Raw genomic sequence first — 18,876 nt, 5'->3', positions numbered from 1 at the left:
CGCCCAGCAAACCCGGGAGTATCAGGGCGTCCATGGTCGCGGACGCTACTGCTCGGGCAGGTCGCAGGGTTCGACGGCGAGGCGGACGCGACGCGCCGGAGCACCCTCGGCAGGCGTCGGCAAATTCCGAATCCGGGAGCGGTTCGCGCCGAGATCAGACGAGCACGCCGCCGCGCCCCTAGACTCGACCCCGTGAGTGGTTGGGACATCTCCGACATCCCCGATCAGGCGGGCCGGACGGTCATCGTGACCGGCGCCAACAGCGGGCTGGGCGCGGTCACCGCGCGTGCGCTCGCCGGCGCCGGGGCGCGCGTGATCATGGCGTGCCGCAATGAGGTCAAGGCGCGGGCCGTCGCCGACGAGATCGGCCCCAATGCCCAGGTGCGCCGGCTGGATCTGGCCGACCTGACCTCGATCCACGAGTTCGCCGACTCCGTCGACGGCGCCGACGTACTGATCAACAATGCGGGCGTGATGGCGGTGCCGTTCAAGCGCACCGCCGACGGCTTCGAAATGCAGATCGGCACAAACCATCTCGGTCATTTCGCGTTGACCGGGCTGCTGCTGGACAAGATTCGCGACCGGGTGGTCACGCTCTCCAGCGGCATGCACGCCATCGGCCGCATCGACCTCGAGGATCTCAACTGGGAGCGGCGCTCCTACCAGCGCTGGGCCGCCTACGGGCAGTCCAAGCTGGCCAATCTCATGTTCGCGCGGGAACTGCAGCGCCGCCTGACGGCCGCCGGATCCACCAAGGTGTCGGTGGCCGCGCATCCCGGCTACGCCGCCACCGAGCTGCAGGGACACACCGAATCCCTGTACGACACGCTCATGTCCATCGGCAACCGGCTGTTCGCGCAGAGCGCCGAAATGGGCTCGCTGCCAACGCTGTTCGCCGCCACCTCGGAGGTCGAGCCGGGTGGCTTCTACGGCCCGACCGGGCTGCGCGGCATGCGCGGCTACCCCGGGCCCAGCACCTCCACCGCCGCCTCCAAGGACGAGGTGATGGCGCGGCGGCTGTGGGAGCTGTCCGAGCAACTGACCAAGGTCACCTATCCGTTCGTTCGCCGCTGATCCGGAGGCCGGAGCACCGATGAGCATTCCATTCGACCGGCGGGACCAGCTCGACAAGATCCAGCAGGGACTGCTGCCGGGTGAACAGATCCTGGCCGTGTACGACGCCATCGGGGTGGGCACCGGATTCCTGGGGATCACCGACCGGCGGGTCGTCATCCAGGACAACTCGTTCGTCGGGAAGAAGATCGCCATCACGAGCATCCCGTACGCGCGGATCTCGAGCGTCAGCATCCTGACCAACAAGTCGTTCGCGGGACAGTTCTTCTCCTCCGGGCACATCGCCATCAGCACCGGGCACCACACCTACGAGGTGGAGTTCCGGGGCGACGAGAAGACCCGCCACGTGCACGATGTGATCCTGCACTACATCCTGCGCTGACCTGGACCGTCCCATTCTGTGAGATGCCGGTCCCATCGATGGTGTTCCACGCCACAGGCGCGATTCGAGATCTCTGGTACAGTCCGGTGCATGCAGCGTGTGTATTTCTGGTTTAGCCAGCCGGCCCCGGGTGGGTCGCGCGGCGTGAACCTGCGCTGACATCCTCCACCCCGAGCCGGACGAAAACAGACCGGCTCGAAGGGGTTTCGAACAACTCTCCGTGGGTCGGCCTGGGACAGGAAACCAACCCATGACTACCACCGCCGATCTCGAACGGCATGCCGATCTGGACGATCAGCGCACGCTCAGTGTGAGCCCGCTGCGCTCGCCCCGTGAGATCCGTGCCGCCCACCCGATCGACGACACCCTCGCCGACACCGTGCGCGCCGGCCGCAAGGCCACCGTCGACGTGCTCAACGGCTCCGACGACCGCCTGATGGTGATCGTCGGCCCGTGCTCGGTGCACGATCCCGACGCCGCCATGGACTACGCTCGCCGGCTCGCCGCCAAGGCCGCCGAGCTGGACGACCGGCTGCACGTGGTGATGCGCGTCTACTTCGAGAAGCCGCGCACCACGCTGGGCTGGAAGGGTCTCATCAACGACCCGCACCTGGACGGCAGCTTCGACATCAACACCGGCCTGGACCTGGGCCGTCGCCTGCTGGTCGACATCACCGCGCTGGGGCTGCCGGTGGCGTGTGAGTTCCTGGACCCGATCACCCCGCAGTACATCGCGGACCTGGTCGCCTACGGCGCGATCGGCGCGCGGACCGCGGCCAGCCAGGTGCACCGGCAGCTGTCCTCGGCGCTGTCCATGCCGGTCGGCATCAAGAACGGCACCGACGGCGACGTGCAGGTCGCGGTGGACGGCGTGCGCGCCGCGGCCGCCTCGCACGTCTTCCCCGGCACCGACCTGGACGGGCGTTCGGCGCTCATCCGCACCGCGGGCAACCCGGACTGCCACGTCATCCTGCGCGGCGGCAGCAACGGCCCCAACTTCGACGCCGCCTCCTGCGCGGAAGCCCTGCTGCGCCTGGAGAAGTCGTCGCTGCCGCAGCGGCTGGTCGTGGACGCCTCGCACGGCAACTCCAACAAGGACCACAACAAGCAGATCGACGTCGTCACCGATCTCGCCGAGCGCATCGCGGCGGGCGAGCACACCGTGGTCGGTCTCATGATGGAGTCCTTCATCGTGGCGGGCCGCCAGGACCTCACCCTCGGTCACCCGGAGGCGCTCACCTACGGGCAGTCCATCACCGACGCCTGCATCGACTGGGACACCACCGCGGCCCAGCTCGACCGGCTCGCCGACGCCGTCACCCGCCGCCGCGAGGCCCGCGGCTAGCCGGCCCGGCCATCGGACCAGCACCCGCTCGTCGCGAGTTCACCTCGCACGGAACGAGTCCGGCGTGCACACTGTGTTCGGCGCACACCCAGTCCGGCGGGTGTGCGCCGAACCTGTTTCCGGGTGTGTCAGACGCCCTCGGGCCAGTGCGGGCCGGGCGTCGCGGGGTCGTCGCGCAGGCGGCCCGCCACCCAGGTGTCGCGGCGGACGCCGCGCTGGAGCGAGCCGCCGCGCAGCAGTCCCTCGTAGTGGTAGCCGGCGCGGCGGGCCACCGCCGCGGAGGCGTGATTGCCGACGAAGGCGCGCCACTCCAGCCGCTCGAAGGCCAGCCCGGCGGGATCCAGACCCGCCGCGGTGACCAGGAGCGCCGCCCGGGTCATCAGGCCCTCGCCGCGGGCGGCGGGGGTGAGCCAGAAGCCGATCTCGGCGGTGTCCTCGTCCCGGCGGCGATTGGGCACGGTCAGGCCGATCATGCCGACCACCGGCCCGGCCGCGGCGCGGCGCAGCGCCCAGGTGGGGCTGCGGGTGGCCCAGCCCGGGCCGACGATGTCGTAGATGAACTTCTCCGCGTCGGCGCGGTGATAGGGGACCGGCATGGTGGTCCAGGCGCCGATGGACGGTTCCTGACACAGGGCCGTGATCGCGTCGATGTCGGAAACTGCGGGCGGCGACAGCCGGACCACGCCGTCGGAGAGGAATTCCGCGTCCATGCGGTCATGCTGTCACGGAAACGTGCGCGGGCACAGCGCGTTCTGGCCACCGGGGCGGTGCGGAGGCTGTCGGAGCCCGGCCGTAGGATCGATCCGATGGTTGCCGCTCTCCTTGCCGACTTGTTCGAAACGCATCGGCCGCATCTGCTCTCGGTGGCCTACCGGCTCACCGGCAGCGTCAGCGACGCCGAGGACGCGGTACAGGAGAGCTGGCTGCGGCTCGCGGTGGCCCGCCAATCCGAGATCGAGGATCTGCGCGCCTGGCTCACCACGGTGGTCGGCCGCATCTGCCTGGACCGGCTGCGCAGCGCCGCGGTCCGGCGGGAAAAGTATGTGGGGCAATGGCTCCCGGAGCCGGTGGTCAGCGCGGTGACGCCTTCCAGCACCCCGGACCCGCTGGCGGCCGTGGTGCGCAAACAGGAATTCCGCTTCGCCGCCCTCGTGGTGCTGGACACGCTGACCCCGCCGCAGCGCGTGGCATTCGTGCTGCACGACGGCTTCTCGGTGCCGTTCAGCGAAATCGCCGACATCCTGGGCATTTCCGTGGACTCCGCGCGACAGCTGGCCACCCGGGCCCGCAAGGCGGTGGCGGCCGCGCCCGCCCCGGTCACCGACGACGAGCACAATGCCGCGGTGCAGCGACTGCTCGCCGCGCTGGGCAGCGGCGACGTCGACGCCATCGTGGCCGCGCTGCACCCGGACGTGCGTACCGTGGGCGACGGCGGCGGCGCCGTGTCCACCGCCATCAATGTGGTTGCGGGCGTGGACAAGAACGTCCGCCTCTGGCTGGGCCTGTGGCGCCGATTCGGGCTCTTCGACGCCGAGCACATCGGACCCGCCCGGCAGCTCGAACCGGTGCTGGTCAACGGGCAGTGGGGAATCCTCGCGCACACGATCCCGGCCGAGAACGGGTCCGCCGGGAACCCGCAGCGCGTGTACGCCTTCACCGTGCGCGAGGGCCGGGTGTGGGGCGTCTACGACGTGGTGAACCCCGCCAAGCTGACGGGTATTCGGCTGCCGCAGTGAACCGCGGCCCGTCGCTGTGAGGCAACTCACCGTCGCGGGCCGTTTTCGCCGATGGATTAGGCTCCGGACATGCCGCGCATTCCCACCGTCGCCCGACTGCAGCCCTTCGCGTCGACGATCTTCGCCGAGATGACCGAGCTCGCCGTGCGCCACGGCGCGGTCAACCTCGGTCAGGGTTTCCCGGACAGCGACGGCCCCGCGGGCATGCTCGAGGTGGCGCGGCAGGCCATCGCCGACGGGTTCAACCAGTACCCGCCCGGCCGCGGCGTGCCCGTCCTGCGGCAGGCCATCGCCGCCGACCGGGCCCGCCGCTACGGCACCCACTACGACCCGGACACCCAGGTGCTGGTCACCGTCGGCGCCACCGAGGCCATCGCGGCCACCGTGCTCGGACTGGTCGAACCCGGCGAGGACGTGGTGCTCATCGAGCCCTACTACGACTCCTACGCCGCCGCCATCGCGCTGGCCGGGGCGCGGCGCCGCACCGCGCGGCTGGTGCCCGACGGCGACGGCTTCGCCCTCGACCTGGACAGTCTGCGCGCCGCCATCACCCCGAAAACCCGGCTGCTGCTGCTGAATTCGCCGCACAACCCGACCGGGACCGTGCTCTCGCGCGCCGACCTCACCGCCATCGCGGACATCGCCATCGAACACGACCTGTACGTCATGTCGGACGAGGCGTACGAGCACCTCTACTACGACGGGCACGAGCACATCAGCCTGTCCACGCTGCCCGGCATGTTCGAGCGCACCATCGTGATCTCCAGCGCCGCCAAGACATTCAGCGTCACCGGCTGGAAGATCGGCTGGGCCTGCGCGCCCGCGCCGCTGCTGGACGCGGTGCTCGCCGCCAAGCAGTTCCTCACCTTCGTCGGCGGCGGTCCGTTCCAGCCCGCGGTCGCGCATGCACTGAACACGGAGCAGCAGTGGGTGGCCGCGCTGCGGGACACGCTGTCGGAGAAGCGACTTCGGCTCTCGGCCGCGCTCGCCGACGCCGGGTTCGGGGTGAAGCGCAGTGACGGCACCTATTTCGTGTGCGCCGACATCACGCCGCTGGGCGCGACCGACGCCTACGCCTTCTGCAAGGAGCTGCCCGAACGCCTCGGCGTGGCCGCGGTGCCGGTGAGCGTCTTCGCCGACGACAAGGCCGCCTGGAACCACCTGGTGCGCTTCACCTTCTGCAAGAAGGAGGAGACCATCGCCGAGGGTGTCCGCCGTCTGCGCGCGGGCCACACCGCCGACGTCGTCCGCTGACGCCGGACTTCGGAAAGCCGTTCTCACCCTCGGGAACCGACCCCGCCGATCCGGCCGGGCCGGATGGCTCTGGGTTCGAGGTCCAGATGGTGGTGAGTGGACCGCGACAGCGGGTGGGTGCGGCTCGGAGAATTGGCCGGGTGATCGAGACGAGTGCGGTGCTGGGGGTGGCCGCGGCGGCGCTGGGGCTGGTGCTCACGCCGGGGCCGAACATGATGTATCTGGTGTCGCGGACCGTGTCGCAGGGGCGGCGGGCCGGGCTGGTGTCGCTCGCGGGAGTGGCGGTCGGGTTCGGGGTGTATCTGGCGGCGGCGACCGCGGGGATCAGCGCGGTGTTCGCCATGGTGCCGGCGCTGTACCTGACGCTGAAGGTGGCGGGGGCGGTGTACCTGCTCCATCTGGCGTGGAAGACGTTCCGGCCCGGCGGGGTTTCGCTGTTCACGCCGACGGAGCTGCCCGCGGATCCGACGCGGCGACTGTTCACCATGGGTCTCGTCACCAATCTGCTGAATCCGAAGATCGCCATCCTGTACATGGCGCTCATTCCACAGTTCGTGGTGCCCGCGCACGGGCGGGTGTGGCTGCAGAGCCTCTGCCTGGGCACGGTGCAGATCAGCATCGCCATCACCGTGAACGGGTTGATCGTGCTCAGCGCGGGCGCCATCTCGACCTTCCTGGCGCGGCGGCCGCTCTGGCTGCGGGCCCAGCGGTTCGTCACCGGCTCGGTGCTCGGCGCCATGGCCGCGCTGGTGCTGTCGGACCGTACCCGCCCGCTTCCGGCCTGACCGGATCACGGTCGCCGCTGCGGTGGCCCGCCGCGAATTCCGGTGGCGGGCAACGTCTCACGCGCGCAGGCTGCCGGGGTAGAGGAACTCGTCGGCGGGGCGGTCGGTGCGGTCGAGCCAGGCGGTGAAGAAGCCCGTCAGATCGCGGGGTGTGCGGGTCTGCATGAACGCGCGGAACTCGGGCATGGAGGCATTCCCGTACTTGTGTCCCATGACGAAGTCGCGGACCGCCGGGAAGAAGGCGTCATCACCCATGGCGCGGCGCAGCGCGTGCAGGAACAGCGGGCCGCGGTAGTAGACCGAGGTGAATTCGCTGCCCTTGCCGGGGTTCTGGAGCGGGATCTCCCAGAACTTCGGATCGTCATGGTATTTCGCGATGGTGTCCCGGTACGCGGCGTCGACGTCCTTGCCGTCCTTGCGTTCCGGCCACAGGTAGTCGGCGGTGTAGCTGGCGAAGCACTCGTTCAGGCAGACGTCCGACCACTGCTTCACCGACATGGAGTCGCCCCACCACTGATGGGTGATCTCGTGCACCACGGTGTCCAGATCGGTCCAGGGCGCGTAGATGGGCCGGGTCTGGGTCTCCAGTGAGAACTGCAGATCGGTGTCGACGTAGATGCCGCCCCCGGTGTCGAACGGGTAGGGCCCGTACAGCTGCTCCTGGAAGTCCAGGATCTCCGGCAGCCGTGACTCCACCTCCCTGGCCTTCAACGCGTCCGGCGCGAACGCGCTCAGCAGTGGAGTTCCATTGGCGCGCCGCTGTTCCAGGAACTGGAACCGGTCGATGGCGATGGTGGTCAGATAGCCGACCACCGGCTGGCGCATCTCCCAGGAGACGGTGCGGTCCGCGCCCTGCACGGTGTCGGACACCTTGTCGCCGTTGGACATCACCTCCCACTCCTGCGGCACGGTGGCGTGCAGCGTGAAAGTCGCCTTGTCCAACGGCGTGTCGTTGAGCGGGTACCAGGCGCTCGCCGAATGCGGTTCGCCCGCAACGAAAGCCCCGCCACTGGGCGAGAACCACCACCCGTCGCCATCGGTGCTGGTGGCGGCGCCCGCATACTGCACCTGCGCGGTGAACGGCAGGCCGGGCAGCAGCGGGATCAGGGGCGTGACGACCAGTTCGTGCTCATCGGTGCGGTCGAACCAGGCCGGCAGCCCGTTGACCGTCACCTTGGAGATCTCCGGCCCGCTGTAATCCAGGTTGAACGTGCGCAGCGCCTGCGTGGCCACCGCGTCGATCCGGGTCGACCCGGTCAGCTGATGGGACGGCGGATCGTAGGAGATGGTGACGTCGTAGTGGTCGGCGTGGTAGCCGCCATTGCCGTCCATCGGATAGTAGGGATCGCCCAGCCCGGGCGAGCCCGCGAGCGGGTCACCCGAATCCGCCTGTGCGGGAGCCGCATTCGCGCCCGCCAGCAGTACCGCCCCCACCGCCAGGTACCGCCAGTTCCGCCTCATGCGCTGCACCGACCCCTTTCCGTGATCGACCGCCGACCAGCCCGATGCTAATCGGCGCACCCCTCAGTTACCGCTGCCCGACACGGCGACGCTCGCGCCCAGTCCGATGATCATCACGCCGCCCACGCCGCCGATCACCTCCAGTCGCTTGGGCGACCGGGCGAACCAGTTCCGCGCGGTACCCGCCAGCAGGGCGTAGACCGAGTCCGAGATCAGCGCGACCACCAGGAACAGCCCGCCCAGGATCAGCATCTGCACCGGGACCGCGCCCACCTTCGGCGCCACGAACTGCGGCAGCACCGCGGAGAAGAAGATGATGGCTTTCGGATTGGTCAGCCCGACCAGCACCGCCTGGCGCAGCACCCGGCCGTTCTCCATGGGCTCGGCCTTCGCTTCGAAGGCCTCGCGCAGTGAACGCCGTTCCCGGACGGCCTGGATGCCCAGGTAGATCAGGTACAGCGCGCCGGCCAGCTTCACGATCGAGAGCACGATGGCCGAGGCGGCGAGAATGGCGCCGAGCCCGGCGGCCACCAGGCCCAGGACCACCATGATGCCGGCCGAGTGGCCCAGCACCGACAGCAGTGCCGCGCGCCGCCCGTAGGTCAGCGCCCGGCCGATCACGAAAAGCACACCGGGACCAGGGATTATGACAATGACGATGGATGCGACGAGAAACGCCAGCATATTCGCGGCGGGAATCATCCGATCATTCTATTTTCGGCGGCCGCGCCTGTCGCCCTTATTGTTGCCTGTCGCCCGGATTGTTCAGCCGCGCAGTTCTTCCGGCAGCTGCTGCGGGTCCAGCAGCAGGCGCTTGGCGTCCGCGCCCCGCACCTTGGTGGCCAGGTCCAGATTGTCGGTGAGCAGCTTCCACTCCACCTCGTTGATGGCCCCGCGGGCGCGCTCGATGATGTTCAGATCCCGGGTGCCCCAGGCAATGGGCATGGCGCTCACCGACTGCCACAGATCCCCGACCGGGCCGGGCGCGCGGTCCACCCGCACGGTCACCGCGGGCACGCGCTCCCCGGCCCGGGCCCGATGCCCGGGTAGTGAGCGCACCGTGCGGGTCACCAGCGCGTAGCGTGGCCCCGCGGTATTCGGTTTGGCCAGATCGACCAGGGCCAGCAGGGTGGCCCCGGTCCCGTGCGTCTCCGACACCACCGCGGGCACCAGATCGCCGGCGGCGTACAGCTTGTCCACCCGGCCCCGATGCGGTGTCCAGTACCCGATGAACAGCGCGGTCACCGCGGCGAGCAGGAACGCCACCGCCAGCAGCCAGGACCAGGGGTGGTTCACCCAGACCAGGAATGCCGTGCCCAGTCCCAGCCCGATGGCAGCGCTGTACGCCCAGATGCGAAGCCGCCGCAGGTACGCGACGACCTCGTTGACCGCCCGGGCATGGTCGCGATCCACCGCGAATTCGAAGCGCCGCACGTGCGTCCCTCCCGCCTTATGGAGGCTCTTCCTCCACTTATCCTATCGTCGGCCCCAGCAGGTCGTCCGCATCGGTGATGCGATAGGCATACCCCTGCTCCGCCAGGAAACGCTGCCGGTGCGCGGCATACTCGGCGTCCAGCGTGTCACGTGCGACCACGGAATAGAAGTGAGCTTGGCCGCCATCGTGTTTGGGGCGCAACAGCCGCCCGAGCCGCTGCGCCTCCTCCTGCCGCGACCCGAACGTGCCCGAAACCTGCACCGCCACCGAGGCTTCCGGTAGGTCGATGGAGAAATTGGCCACCTTCGACACCACCAGCACCGGGATCTCGCCGCGGCGGAAGGCGTCGAAGAGCTCCTCGCGCTCCCTGGTGCGGGTGGAACCCTGGATGACCGGGGCGTTCAGATGCTCGCCCAGCTCGTCCAGCTGATCCAGGTAGGCGCCGATCACCAGGCTCGGCGCGTCCTGGTGCCGGGCCAGGATCGATTCCACCACAGGCAGTTTCGTGCGCGCGGTGGAGCACAGCTTGTAGCGCTCCTCCGGCTCGGCGGTCGCGTAGGCCATGCGCTCGGCGTCGGTCAGGGTGACCCGCACCTCGATGCAGTCCGCGGGCGCGATCCAGCCCTGCGACTCGATGTCCTTCCACGGCGCGTCGTAGCGCTTGGGGCCGATCAGCGAGAACACATCGCCCTCGCGGCCGTCCTCACGGACCAGGGTGGCGGTCAGCCCGAGCCGGCGGCGCGACTGCAGATCCGCGGTCATGCGGAAGACGGGGGCGGGCAGCAGGTGCACCTCGTCGTAGATGACCAGGCCCCAGTCCCGGCTGTCGAAGAGCTCGAGATGCCGGTACTCGCCCTTGGTCTTGCGGGTGATGACCTGGTACGTGGCAATGGTGACCGGGCGGATCTCCTTGCGCTCACCGGAGTATTCGCCGATCTCGTCCTCGGTCAGCGAGGTGCGGGCCAGCAGCTCGCGCCGCCACTGCCGCCCGGCCACGGTATTGGTGACCAGGATCAGCGTGGTGGCCTTGGCCTTGGCCATGGCCGCCGCGCCCACCATGGTCTTGCCCGCGCCACAGGGCAGCACGACCACGCCGGACCCGCCCGCCCAGAAGGATTCCGCGGCCATCTCCTGGTAGTCGCGCAGATGCCAGTCGCTGGATTCGTAGTCCAGGTTGATCTCGTGGGCCTCGCCGTCCACGTATCCGGCGAGATCCTCGGCGGGCCAGCCGATCTTGAGCAGCATCTGCTTGATGCGCCCGCGCTCGGACGGATGCACGACCACCGTGTCGTCGTCGAGGCGCGCGCCCAGCATGGGCTGAATCTTCTTGTGCCGCAGCACTTCTTCCAGCACCGCGCGATCCAGGCTGACCAGCACCAGCCCGTGCGCGGGATGCTTGACCAGCTGCAGCCGCCCGTAGCGGGCCATGGTGTCGACGATGTCCACCAGCAGTGGCTGCGGCACCGCATACCGGCTGTGGCTGACCAGCGCGTCCACCACCTGCTCGGCGTCGTGCCCGGCCGCGCGGGCGTTCCACAGCGCGAGCGGTGTCACCCGATAGGTGTGCACATGCTCGGGCGCGCGCTCCAGTTCCGCGAACGGCGCGATGGCCTGCCGCGCCGCATCGGCCGACTCGTGGTCGACCTCCAGCAGCAGCGTCTTGTCGCTCTGCACGATGAGTGGACCGTCGGTCACGACACCTCCTGGCTTTGTCCGAGCCCGAATGGGCCTGGTCCATTCTCCAGGAAGCCACCGACAATGCCACGTGACCTGCGTCCTTTTCGCTCATAGCGCACGTGACCGGCCCGGAAGCGGCCGATCGATCTCGCGAAAACGGTCAAGACCCGAGTTTCGATGGCTACGATCACTCCAAACTTGGACGGATGTCCATTTGGACGATTGACCTGAAAGAACTGAACAGCGATGCCGATACACAGGACCACCACGGCCCGGATCGGGCGCGGGCGCGCCGGACGCTGGATCCGCGGACTGCTCACCGCGGCACTGGCGGGTGCGCTGATCGCACCCGCCGCCGTCGCCCAGGCCGCGCCCGCGGGCTCCGCGCTCGCGCGGATCCACACCGACGGCGTGCGGTTCGTCGACGACAGCGGCCGCGTCGTCCTGCTGCACGGCGTCAACAATGTCGACAAGGAGCCGCCCTTCCTCGAACCCGGCGACGGCCTCACCGTCACCGCCGACGATGCGGCGCTGCTCGCGCGGCACGGCTTCGACACGGTGCGCCTCGGCGTCTCCTTCGACGCGCTCATGCCGACCAAGGGCGTGGTCGACACCGCCTACCTCGATCGCGTCGCCGACGTGGTCGACACCTTGGCGCAGTATGGGATTCACACCCTGCTCGACAACCACCAGGACGGGCTCTCGAGCATCTGGGGCGGCAACGGCTTTCCCGAATGGGCCATCCACGCGCGGCCCAGCGGCCTGGAGCCCAATGTCGGCTTCCCGTTCTACTACCTGATGCCCAGCATGAACTCCGGCTGGGACGAGGTCTGGAACAACACCTACGGAGTGCTCGACTACCTGGGTGACGCGCTCGGGGCGCTCGCGGCGCGGGTGAGCGGACACCCGGGCGCGTTCGGCATCGAGCTGCTGAACGAGCCGTGGCCGGGTTCGGCCTTCCTGTCCTGTTTCCCGAACGGCTGTCCGGGCTTCGACGTCAAATACCAGGCGGCCATGCAGAAGCTGACCGATGCCGTGCGCGGCCGCAATGGCGACCTCATGGTGCTGTGGGAACCCAATGTCACCTGGAACGAGACCATGCCCACGAATCTGGGCAATAATCCGCCGATCAGCGCGCCCGACATCGCCTTCGCGCCACACGACTACTGCATCCCGAGTCAGCTCGCCATCTACTCGGGGCTGCCCACCTTCCTGCGCGGTCTGTGCCCGGTGCAGCAGGCCAAGACCTGGAGCAATATCGACGCCTTCACCGCCCGCACCCAGTTGCCCACCCTGGTCACCGAATTCGGTGACGGCGACGCGTCCGTGCTGAGCAATACCCTCAGCCGCGCCGACGAGCGCTTCGTCAGCTGGCAGTACTGGACCTACACCTCGCGGTTCGGCGCGGGCGGGCCGAAGCCGGACCCGTTCCTCGGGGATGTCGGCAAGCAGCTGGTGCGGACCTATCCGCAGGCCACCGCGGGCACGCCGGGGCGGATGATCTTCGATCCCGACACCGGTGACTTCGCCTACCGGTACACCCCGCGCCCGGCGAGTGGGCCGACCGAGATCTATGTGTCGGATGTGCACTATCCGGACGGGTACGCGGTACGGGTCGACGGCGGCCATGTCACCTCCGCGGCGGGTGCCCGGGTGGTGACGGTGGAGGCGGACGCGTCGACGCCGGTGACCGTCTACGTCAACCGGCCGGGGTCGAAGGGTGCGACCGTGCCCAGCGGTCCGATCGGGACGGGTTCGGCGGACAGCGGTTCGGCGAGCGGCTCGGCCGGCAGTGGTTCCGCGAGCGGCTCGGCCGGCAGTGGTTCCGCGAGCGGCTCGGCCGACAGTGGTTCGGCCAGTGGCTCGGCGGGCACCGGATCGGGGACCGGTTCGGCACGCTGATGCGCGAAACCCGTTGATGTGCTTATGTAACGAGTCGAGGGTGGGGAGCGACACAGGGCGCAGGGACAATGTTGGACCTGCGCCCAGTTTGATCCGATCGAGAGGTATAGACCGTGAACGCCTTCAGCCTGCAATTGCTCAGTGCCCTCCCGACCATCCTCGTGAACCTCTCGTGGCTGGGCATGCGCGGGCTGTCCATGCTGCACTGAGAAATTCATGCGGTTCTGATATAACCCCCATGTCGGATGCGCGTGCGGGCCACACACAGGTATTCTCACCGCGTTCACAGCCGTGAATTGTTCGGTGAGAAAGGTTTTCGCTAGTGAAGTTCGCAGGAACGAGGACGCTGGTGCGCCTCGTACTCGCCCTCGTGGCGGTGGCCGTGGCCGTGCTGGCCGTTTCCGGCTGTTCGATGCTGAAGGACGCCAGTAAGTCCGACACCGCCAAGGCCAAGGTGGGTGACTGCATCAACGTCATCGAAGGCTCGGCCACCGACTCGAAGACGGCGCCCGTCGACTGCTCCGACCAGAAGGCGGTGTACAAGGTCGCGGCGGTCTACGACAAGAAGACCGACTGCAAGGAAGAGGAGACCTCCTACGAGGAGACCCTCAATGGCGGCACCACCGCGTTCCTGTGCCTGAGCCCGAACTTCAAGGAGGGCGCCTGCTACAACGAGAGCCCGTCCACCGGCTACAAGTACGTGGCGTGCACGGCTCCCGAGGCATCCTTCAAGGTGCTCAAGCGGATCGAAGGCCAGGACGACGAATTCGCCTGTGACGCCAACACCGCCACCAGCTTCCGCATCATTCACGACCCGAAGACCACGTTCTGCCTGGGTAACCCGAAGGGGTAACCCGGCGCTCGGGACGTGCGGCCCGGTACGCGGACGACCTGACGAATGTCGTTCGGGTACCGGGCTTTTCCTGTTCCAGGGCGACCGAGCCGCTATTCGACCAGGGCAACCGACGCGATGCGGTGCAGCGTGAAGTGGCGGACCGCGCCGGTGACCGGATCCAGCGCATCGAGCTGGCCGCCGCCGACCTTGAGGGGTTCGACCACACGCTGGGTGGCGACGCCCTGGGCGTCCACGTAACCGATGTGGACGGGGCGGCGGGTGCGGGCGGCCAGCTGCAGCAGGTTGAGGGTGGCGGCGGTGCTGGTGCGGGAGCCGTCGGAGCGCACCGCCTGGCCGGGGCGGACATTGGCGGCGCGTTCGCCCGCACGGAGTTCGGCGACCAGGGATTCGAGCTGTTCGGTGCTCGGTGGGTTGGGCCGCCAGTTCGGGCGCTGCCGGCCCCGCGCGGCCAGCCGGGCCCCGCGGGGCCGCAGGTCGACGATGGCGCCGGACGAATCCTCGCCCGCCGGGCTGAAACCGGCGGCGCGCAGCCGCTCCAGCACCTCGCCCAGCGGCGCCTGCGAGATGGCGACGGTCGGGGCCACCGCGCGCAGCGCGAGTTCGCCGGCCACGGGCGCGGCCAGCACCTCCGCCAGCAGCGTCGGGTCCTCACTGCGCACGAAGCTCTGTGCCATGCCCACGCGCAGGCGTCCGTGGCGGCGGGCCACATCGTCGATGAGATAGGTCAGCGACTGGGGGACCGGGGTGCGGGAGTGCGTGGTGAACAGGTTGTGCAGTTCCGCGGCCGTCGCACCCGCGTCCAGCGCCCGGCGCACCGAGGTATCGCTGATGCGGTAAACCGTTGCGGCGCCCGCGGATTCGACATCGGCGACCAGGGCGACCCGGTCCTGGAGTTCCGGGGTGAGCGGACCGGGCGCGATGACCGTCAGATCCGCCTGCACCAGGACGTGGTCCACCGGCTCCGGCAGCGCGATCGCCATCTCCGATTCGGCGTCCTCCGGACTGCCGTGCAGCAGGGCCCAGCCCGCCGAGCTGAGGGCGCCGCGCGCCACCAGCCCGAGCGCCTCGGCCTCGGCCAGCGTGTTCGCCACCGCCTCCAGCCGGTAGTGCCGTCGCCGGCGCGGTTGCCGCCAGGCCAGGATCCGGCCCAGGTCGGCGGCGGAGACCTCGGTGCCGGGCGGGAATTCGGACAGCGCGCCCAGCACGGCGCGCCGGTCGCGGACGGCGTGCACATACCGCAGCTCCGCCGACAGCGCGGCCAGGGGCTTGTCATTGGCGTCGCGCAGGCCGATCATCCACGGGAACCGGTCCAGGTCCAGCCAGGCCTGTGCCAGCACCGTCCAGCGCCGCGGCGGCACCACCGCGAGCCAGGCGTCGGCGGTGGTGGTGGGCGCCCAGTAGTCCTCGGCGCCGTCGCCGTCGGGCGCGGGCTCGGGACTGCCCTTGTCGATCAGCCGGGCCTCGGTGAGGACCTCGGCCAGCAGGCCGACCCGGTTCTCGTCGATGCCGGTCTGCTTGGCGACGCGACGCAGCTCGCGGACGCCGAGACCGCCGGAGCGCAGCACCGGGGCGGGCGACCCGCCCAGCGCCTCCAGCACGGCCGCGCTGTGCCGCAGCAGTTCTCCCACCTCGCCCGCGGCCACCGCATTGATGTCGGCGGGTGCGTGCTTGGTCGAATCCGGATGCGGCGGCACCAGCGCATGCGGATCACTGACCGGCTCGTTGCGCAGCACCTGCCCGACCGAGACCGGCAGCTCCACGGTCTCCTCGTCGATCCAGTTCAGCAGCCGGTGCGCCAGCAGCCGCTGCACCGGGCGCTCGGAGGGGGTGCCGGGCGCGGCATCGCGGGTGCGCCCACGCGGGCCGGTGCCGGCCAGCTTCTCCAGCAGGGCCCGCTCCTGCGGGGTGGACGCGGCCAGGGCCGCGGTGATCTCGGGTTCGGTGAGCATGTCCGGCAGTTCGGTGGTGCTGCCCAGCGGCCACGGCAGCGCCTCCTGGGCGGCGGGTGTCACGCGCAGGGCGGTATCCGGGCCCCAGACCAGGGCGCGGGCGCGCAGCTTCTGCAGCGCGGCATTGACGGTGGCCGCCGGAACCCGGTCCGACAGCAGCTTGCGCAGGGTCTTGGCGGGCAGCGGCACAGCGCGGCCGCCGTCTCCGGCCCCTTGTACCACCAGGGTTTCGATGACGGCGAAATCGAGGGTGTCCAGCTCGTCGCCCGCGCGCAGCACCGAGGCGCGCTGTTCGGTCCGCGCGGCCAGCACGGCCATCGAACCGGGCAGGGGGACGGCCAGATCGGGCCGCAACTGCAGCAGCGTCACGAGATCCGCGTCGCTGCGCTTGGAAAGCCATTCGGCCAGAGTCATATCCGCGCGGGCAGCGGATTTCGCGGACTTGGCGGGACGGGCGGCCGCGTCGGCGGTCGTGGCTGAGGTGGGGAGGTCGGTCACTTCACCCGATCCATCGGGCAGCCGGCATGCCGGGCAATGCGCGGGCGCGGTTCATCGGGCACGGTGCGGACGCGGTTCAGCGGCCGCCGCGGCGACCAGGCGGTAGGCGGGGCTGTTGGCACGGTGCCCGCCCCGCGGGCCTGGGGTCGTATGCGCGGCGGCCGCCCGGGAACGAGCGCCGTTAACCGCATGATTGTCGGTCGTACGTCGGATCAGCGGTTGACGATGGTGTGCGGGTGCACGTAGGGCAGCTGATCGGCCGGCAGCGGGAACTCGGTGTCCTCACCGTACGGGGACAGGCCACCGGAGCGGGTCGAGGAGAGTTCGGTGACCGCGTGATCGCCATTGGCCATCTCCGGCCAGCCATTGTCGACATAGGGTTTGTTCGATTTGTTCACCACGCGCTCATTCTGGCATGCGGCCATCGGGACCGCCCCCTCCGGCACCCCGAAGTTTGCCCCCGCCACGGCGTTCCGCCGGCAACCCCGGAAATCGCGAATGCCCCGCATCGGCATTGATGCGGGGCATTCCGGAGAGGGAACGGGTGCTACTGCGGCAGCAGGCCCTTGTTCGCCTCGAAGAAGTTCACGATGCTGGGGTCCAGCTTGGTGCCGTTGGCCTTGGTGGCATTGAGGAAATCCAGTGCGGGCTGCGGGATCTGCACGCCCTGCGACTGGGCGACCGCGATGGCGCGGTCCACGGCCTGGAAGACTTCCTGGGTGCCGTCGCTGCCGGCGCCGGGGCCCGCCTGCTGCGGGTTCCACTGCGGGGTGTCCGAGGTCGCGGGCGCGGGGGCGGTCCGCGGCGTGGATCCGCTGGTCAGGCCGAGGCTCGAGGAGCAGGAGGGCCAGGCGCCCCAGCCCTGCGTGGCGAGCACCTTCTCGGCGACCGCGATCTGCTGCTCGCGGCTGGCCTGGTTGGCGGTCGGGGCGTATTCGCCGCCGCCCGCTGCGTTCCAGGTGCCGGGCGAGAACTGCAGCCCACCTTGGAAACCGTTGCCGGTGTTGATGCCCCAGTTGCCGCCGGCTTCGCACTGTGCGAGGCGATCCCAGTCGGAGTCGGGTGCCGCGCTGGCGTTACCCGCCATGGCCACTCCGGCGCCGCCGAGAGCGATGCCCGTCAGGGCAACCTTGGCGACAGTGCGGCCGGTGTTGGTCGGCTTGCGATGGCGTCCACTCATTTTCGGGTCTTTCCTCTCGTACGCGCCTGCGAGGCCGACTACCGGGGTCGAACTGAGAGGTCGTCCGGCCCGGCGCACTGGATGTGCGCTGTTCCTCGTCTTCGCCCCTTTTCTCCAGTTGGGGGTCCGGTACCCGCGGGGCGAAGTTCGGTGCGGCGGGCCGGTGGCGCCGGGCTGACCCGGCGAGGAAGACACTACGACGACCGCCGCCAAAAATCACCATTTGGTAACCGACGTGTCTGTCCGGGTCACTAACCGGCGCAAGGGGTTCCGGATGGCTTCTGCGCAGGTGGTCACGGCGAGTCCCCGCCGATAGGGGTCTGTCACCGCTCCGTGACCTTCTCGTTATGTGATGAAGATCACACGCATGCTCGGGTAACGAACTGGGCAATCTCCGTGTCGTCGCCCGCGTGTCGGCAGAGTCCTGATCCCGACCCGGACGGTCAGCGGGACCGACGGCCCGACCAGAGCGCGTAGACCACCGAGAGCAGAAAACCCAGCGGCGCGCACATGGCGAGCAGATACAGCCACAGACCCGGCTTCGCATCGGTCAGCAGATGCACGCCGAAGATCGCGAACACGGCCAGCAATCCAATCGCGAACAGGCCCAAGGCGATATACAGCAGCCAGCTCGCGGAACCGCGAGGGGCCTGCTTGGAAGAAGTGTCGGACACCTCTGAACCGTAAAACTGATGTGCTTGCGCTATTCGCACCGGGGTAGACTCGGTGTCAGTCGCGTCCTGCATAGCTGTGTGGGGCGCGTTCTTTTCGCAAACGGAAAGGTCGCCGGCGCATGCGTCCGGCGACCACGAATGTGCCCGGCTGCCCGGGCTTGAATGACGAACGGGTGAGCGCAGTGCCGACCGGCAAGGTGAAGTGGTACGACGTCGAAAAGGGCTTCGGCTTCCTTTCCCAGGATGAGGGCGAGGACGTCTATGTTCGATCGTCGGCGCTGCCCGATGGCGTGGAGGCCCTCAAACCGGGCCAGCGCGTCGAATTCGGAATGGCGGCGGGTCGCCGTGGCCCGCAGGCGCTTTCGCTGAAGCTGCTGGAGACCCCGTCTCTGCGCGAGGAGCGCGGCGGCCGTGGCGAGCGCGGCGACCGTCGCGGCGGCGGGCGCAATGACGCCCCCATCAATCGCAAGAGCCCCGACGAGCTGCACGGCCTCATCGAGGACATGATCACGCTGCTGGAGACCAAGGTGCAGCCGGATCTGCGCCGCGGCAAGTACCCCGACCGCAAGACCGCCCAGCGCATCGCCGAAGTGGTGCGCGGCGTGGCGCGGGAGCTCGACCACTAGGTCGCGACGAGAAGCGAACGGGCCCCGGTGATTCCATCACCG

The 18,876-nt window shown here is 69.3% G+C and carries 18 protein-coding genes; 9 read left to right on the top strand and 9 right to left on the bottom strand.

Going from position 1 to position 18,876, the window contains the following annotated elements; genetic code table 11:
• The first annotated feature begins 192 nt into the window (after positions 1-192).
• From ACWEKS_RS00585 to ACWEKS_RS00575, 3 genes are all read left to right on the top strand, one after another.
• Positions 193-1,074 carry an oxidoreductase gene (locus ACWEKS_RS00585; protein WP_452338150.1) on the top strand — a complete coding sequence of 294 codons (882 nt, stop codon included), beginning with the start codon at positions 193-195 and terminating at the stop codon, positions 1,072-1,074.
• A 19-nt stretch (positions 1,075-1,093) separates the two neighbouring features.
• Positions 1,094-1,456 carry a PH domain-containing protein gene (locus tag ACWEKS_RS00580; protein ID WP_354830917.1) on the top strand — a complete coding sequence of 121 codons (363 nt, stop codon included), beginning with the start codon at positions 1,094-1,096 and terminating at the stop codon, positions 1,454-1,456.
• A gap of 250 nt (positions 1,457-1,706) precedes the next feature.
• Positions 1,707-2,801 carry a 3-deoxy-7-phosphoheptulonate synthase gene (locus ACWEKS_RS00575; protein WP_379382970.1) on the top strand — a complete coding sequence of 365 codons (1,095 nt, stop codon included), beginning with the start codon at positions 1,707-1,709 and terminating at the stop codon, positions 2,799-2,801.
• A gap of 128 nt (positions 2,802-2,929) precedes the next feature.
• On the opposite strand, the gene ACWEKS_RS00570 is transcribed toward ACWEKS_RS00575, so the two are convergent.
• The gene (locus ACWEKS_RS00570; protein WP_452338149.1) at positions 2,930-3,511 is read right to left on the bottom strand and encodes a GNAT family N-acetyltransferase; all 582 of its coding nucleotides are present in this window, start codon (positions 3,509-3,511) and stop codon (positions 2,930-2,932) included.
• Positions 3,512-3,607: 96 nt separating this feature from the next.
• Here ACWEKS_RS00570 and sigJ point away from each other — a divergent pair, with 96 nt between their 5' ends.
• From sigJ to ACWEKS_RS00555, 3 genes are all read left to right on the top strand, one after another.
• Complete coding sequence (sigJ, locus tag ACWEKS_RS00565; protein ID WP_452338148.1) at positions 3,608-4,537, top strand: RNA polymerase sigma factor SigJ; 930 nt, start codon at positions 3,608-3,610, stop codon at positions 4,535-4,537.
• Between the two features lie 69 nt (positions 4,538-4,606).
• Positions 4,607-5,791 carry a pyridoxal phosphate-dependent aminotransferase gene (locus tag ACWEKS_RS00560; protein ID WP_452338147.1) on the top strand — a complete coding sequence of 395 codons (1,185 nt, stop codon included), beginning with the start codon at positions 4,607-4,609 and terminating at the stop codon, positions 5,789-5,791.
• A 140-nt stretch (positions 5,792-5,931) separates the two neighbouring features.
• Positions 5,932-6,576 carry a LysE family translocator gene (locus ACWEKS_RS00555; protein ID WP_452338146.1) on the top strand — a complete coding sequence of 215 codons (645 nt, stop codon included), beginning with the start codon at positions 5,932-5,934 and terminating at the stop codon, positions 6,574-6,576.
• 57 nt (positions 6,577-6,633) lie between these two features.
• On the opposite strand, the gene ACWEKS_RS00550 is transcribed toward ACWEKS_RS00555, so the two are convergent.
• The 4 genes from ACWEKS_RS00550 to ACWEKS_RS00535 form a co-directional block, all read right to left on the bottom strand.
• On the bottom strand, positions 6,634-8,037 hold the full coding sequence (locus ACWEKS_RS00550) for a M1 family metallopeptidase (RefSeq protein ID WP_452338145.1): 1,404 nt from the start codon (positions 8,035-8,037) through the stop codon (positions 6,634-6,636).
• 63 nt (positions 8,038-8,100) lie between these two features.
• Positions 8,101-8,739, bottom strand: coding sequence for a LysE family translocator (locus ACWEKS_RS00545; RefSeq protein ID WP_452338144.1), 639 nt, complete (start codon positions 8,737-8,739; stop codon positions 8,101-8,103).
• Between the two features lie 63 nt (positions 8,740-8,802).
• Positions 8,803-9,471: a DUF3239 domain-containing protein gene (locus tag ACWEKS_RS00540; RefSeq protein ID WP_452338143.1), complete on the bottom strand. Its 669-nt coding sequence runs from the start codon at positions 9,469-9,471 to the stop codon at positions 8,803-8,805.
• Positions 9,472-9,508: 37 nt separating this feature from the next.
• Positions 9,509-11,167 carry a DNA repair helicase XPB gene (locus ACWEKS_RS00535; protein WP_452338142.1) on the bottom strand — a complete coding sequence of 553 codons (1,659 nt, stop codon included), beginning with the start codon at positions 11,165-11,167 and terminating at the stop codon, positions 9,509-9,511.
• A gap of 228 nt (positions 11,168-11,395) precedes the next feature.
• Here ACWEKS_RS00535 and ACWEKS_RS00530 point away from each other — a divergent pair, with 228 nt between their 5' ends.
• Positions 11,396-13,051, top strand: a complete 1,656-nt coding sequence (locus tag ACWEKS_RS00530; protein ID WP_452338141.1) for an endoglycoceramidase I — start codon at positions 11,396-11,398, stop codon at positions 13,049-13,051.
• Between the two features lie 322 nt (positions 13,052-13,373).
• A complete protein-coding gene (locus ACWEKS_RS00525; RefSeq protein WP_452338140.1) occupies positions 13,374-13,904 on the top strand; it encodes an LppU/SCO3897 family protein in 531 nt (176 codons plus the stop codon).
• 92 nt (positions 13,905-13,996) lie between these two features.
• On the opposite strand, the gene ACWEKS_RS00520 is transcribed toward ACWEKS_RS00525, so the two are convergent.
• The 4 genes from ACWEKS_RS00520 to ACWEKS_RS00505 form a co-directional block, all read right to left on the bottom strand.
• Positions 13,997-16,270: a helicase-associated domain-containing protein gene (locus ACWEKS_RS00520; protein WP_452338314.1), complete on the bottom strand. Its 2,274-nt coding sequence runs from the start codon at positions 16,268-16,270 to the stop codon at positions 13,997-13,999.
• A gap of 296 nt (positions 16,271-16,566) precedes the next feature.
• The gene (locus ACWEKS_RS00515; protein ID WP_120743826.1) at positions 16,567-16,755 is read right to left on the bottom strand and encodes a hypothetical protein; all 189 of its coding nucleotides are present in this window, start codon (positions 16,753-16,755) and stop codon (positions 16,567-16,569) included.
• Between the two features lie 146 nt (positions 16,756-16,901).
• On the bottom strand, positions 16,902-17,534 hold the full coding sequence (locus ACWEKS_RS00510; RefSeq protein WP_379382948.1) for a transglycosylase family protein: 633 nt from the start codon (positions 17,532-17,534) through the stop codon (positions 16,902-16,904).
• A 443-nt stretch (positions 17,535-17,977) separates the two neighbouring features.
• Positions 17,978-18,208: a hypothetical protein gene (locus ACWEKS_RS00505; protein ID WP_354830880.1), complete on the bottom strand. Its 231-nt coding sequence runs from the start codon at positions 18,206-18,208 to the stop codon at positions 17,978-17,980.
• 182 nt (positions 18,209-18,390) lie between these two features.
• On the opposite strand from ACWEKS_RS00505, the gene ACWEKS_RS00500 reads away from it, so the two are divergent.
• Positions 18,391-18,834: a cold-shock protein gene (locus tag ACWEKS_RS00500; protein WP_364606729.1), complete on the top strand. Its 444-nt coding sequence runs from the start codon at positions 18,391-18,393 to the stop codon at positions 18,832-18,834.
• Positions 18,835-18,876: the final 42 nt, after the last annotated feature.

This window comes from Nocardia sp. NPDC004711 (assembly GCF_053601595.1).
This window is presented reverse-complemented; position numbering and strand designations above follow the sequence as displayed.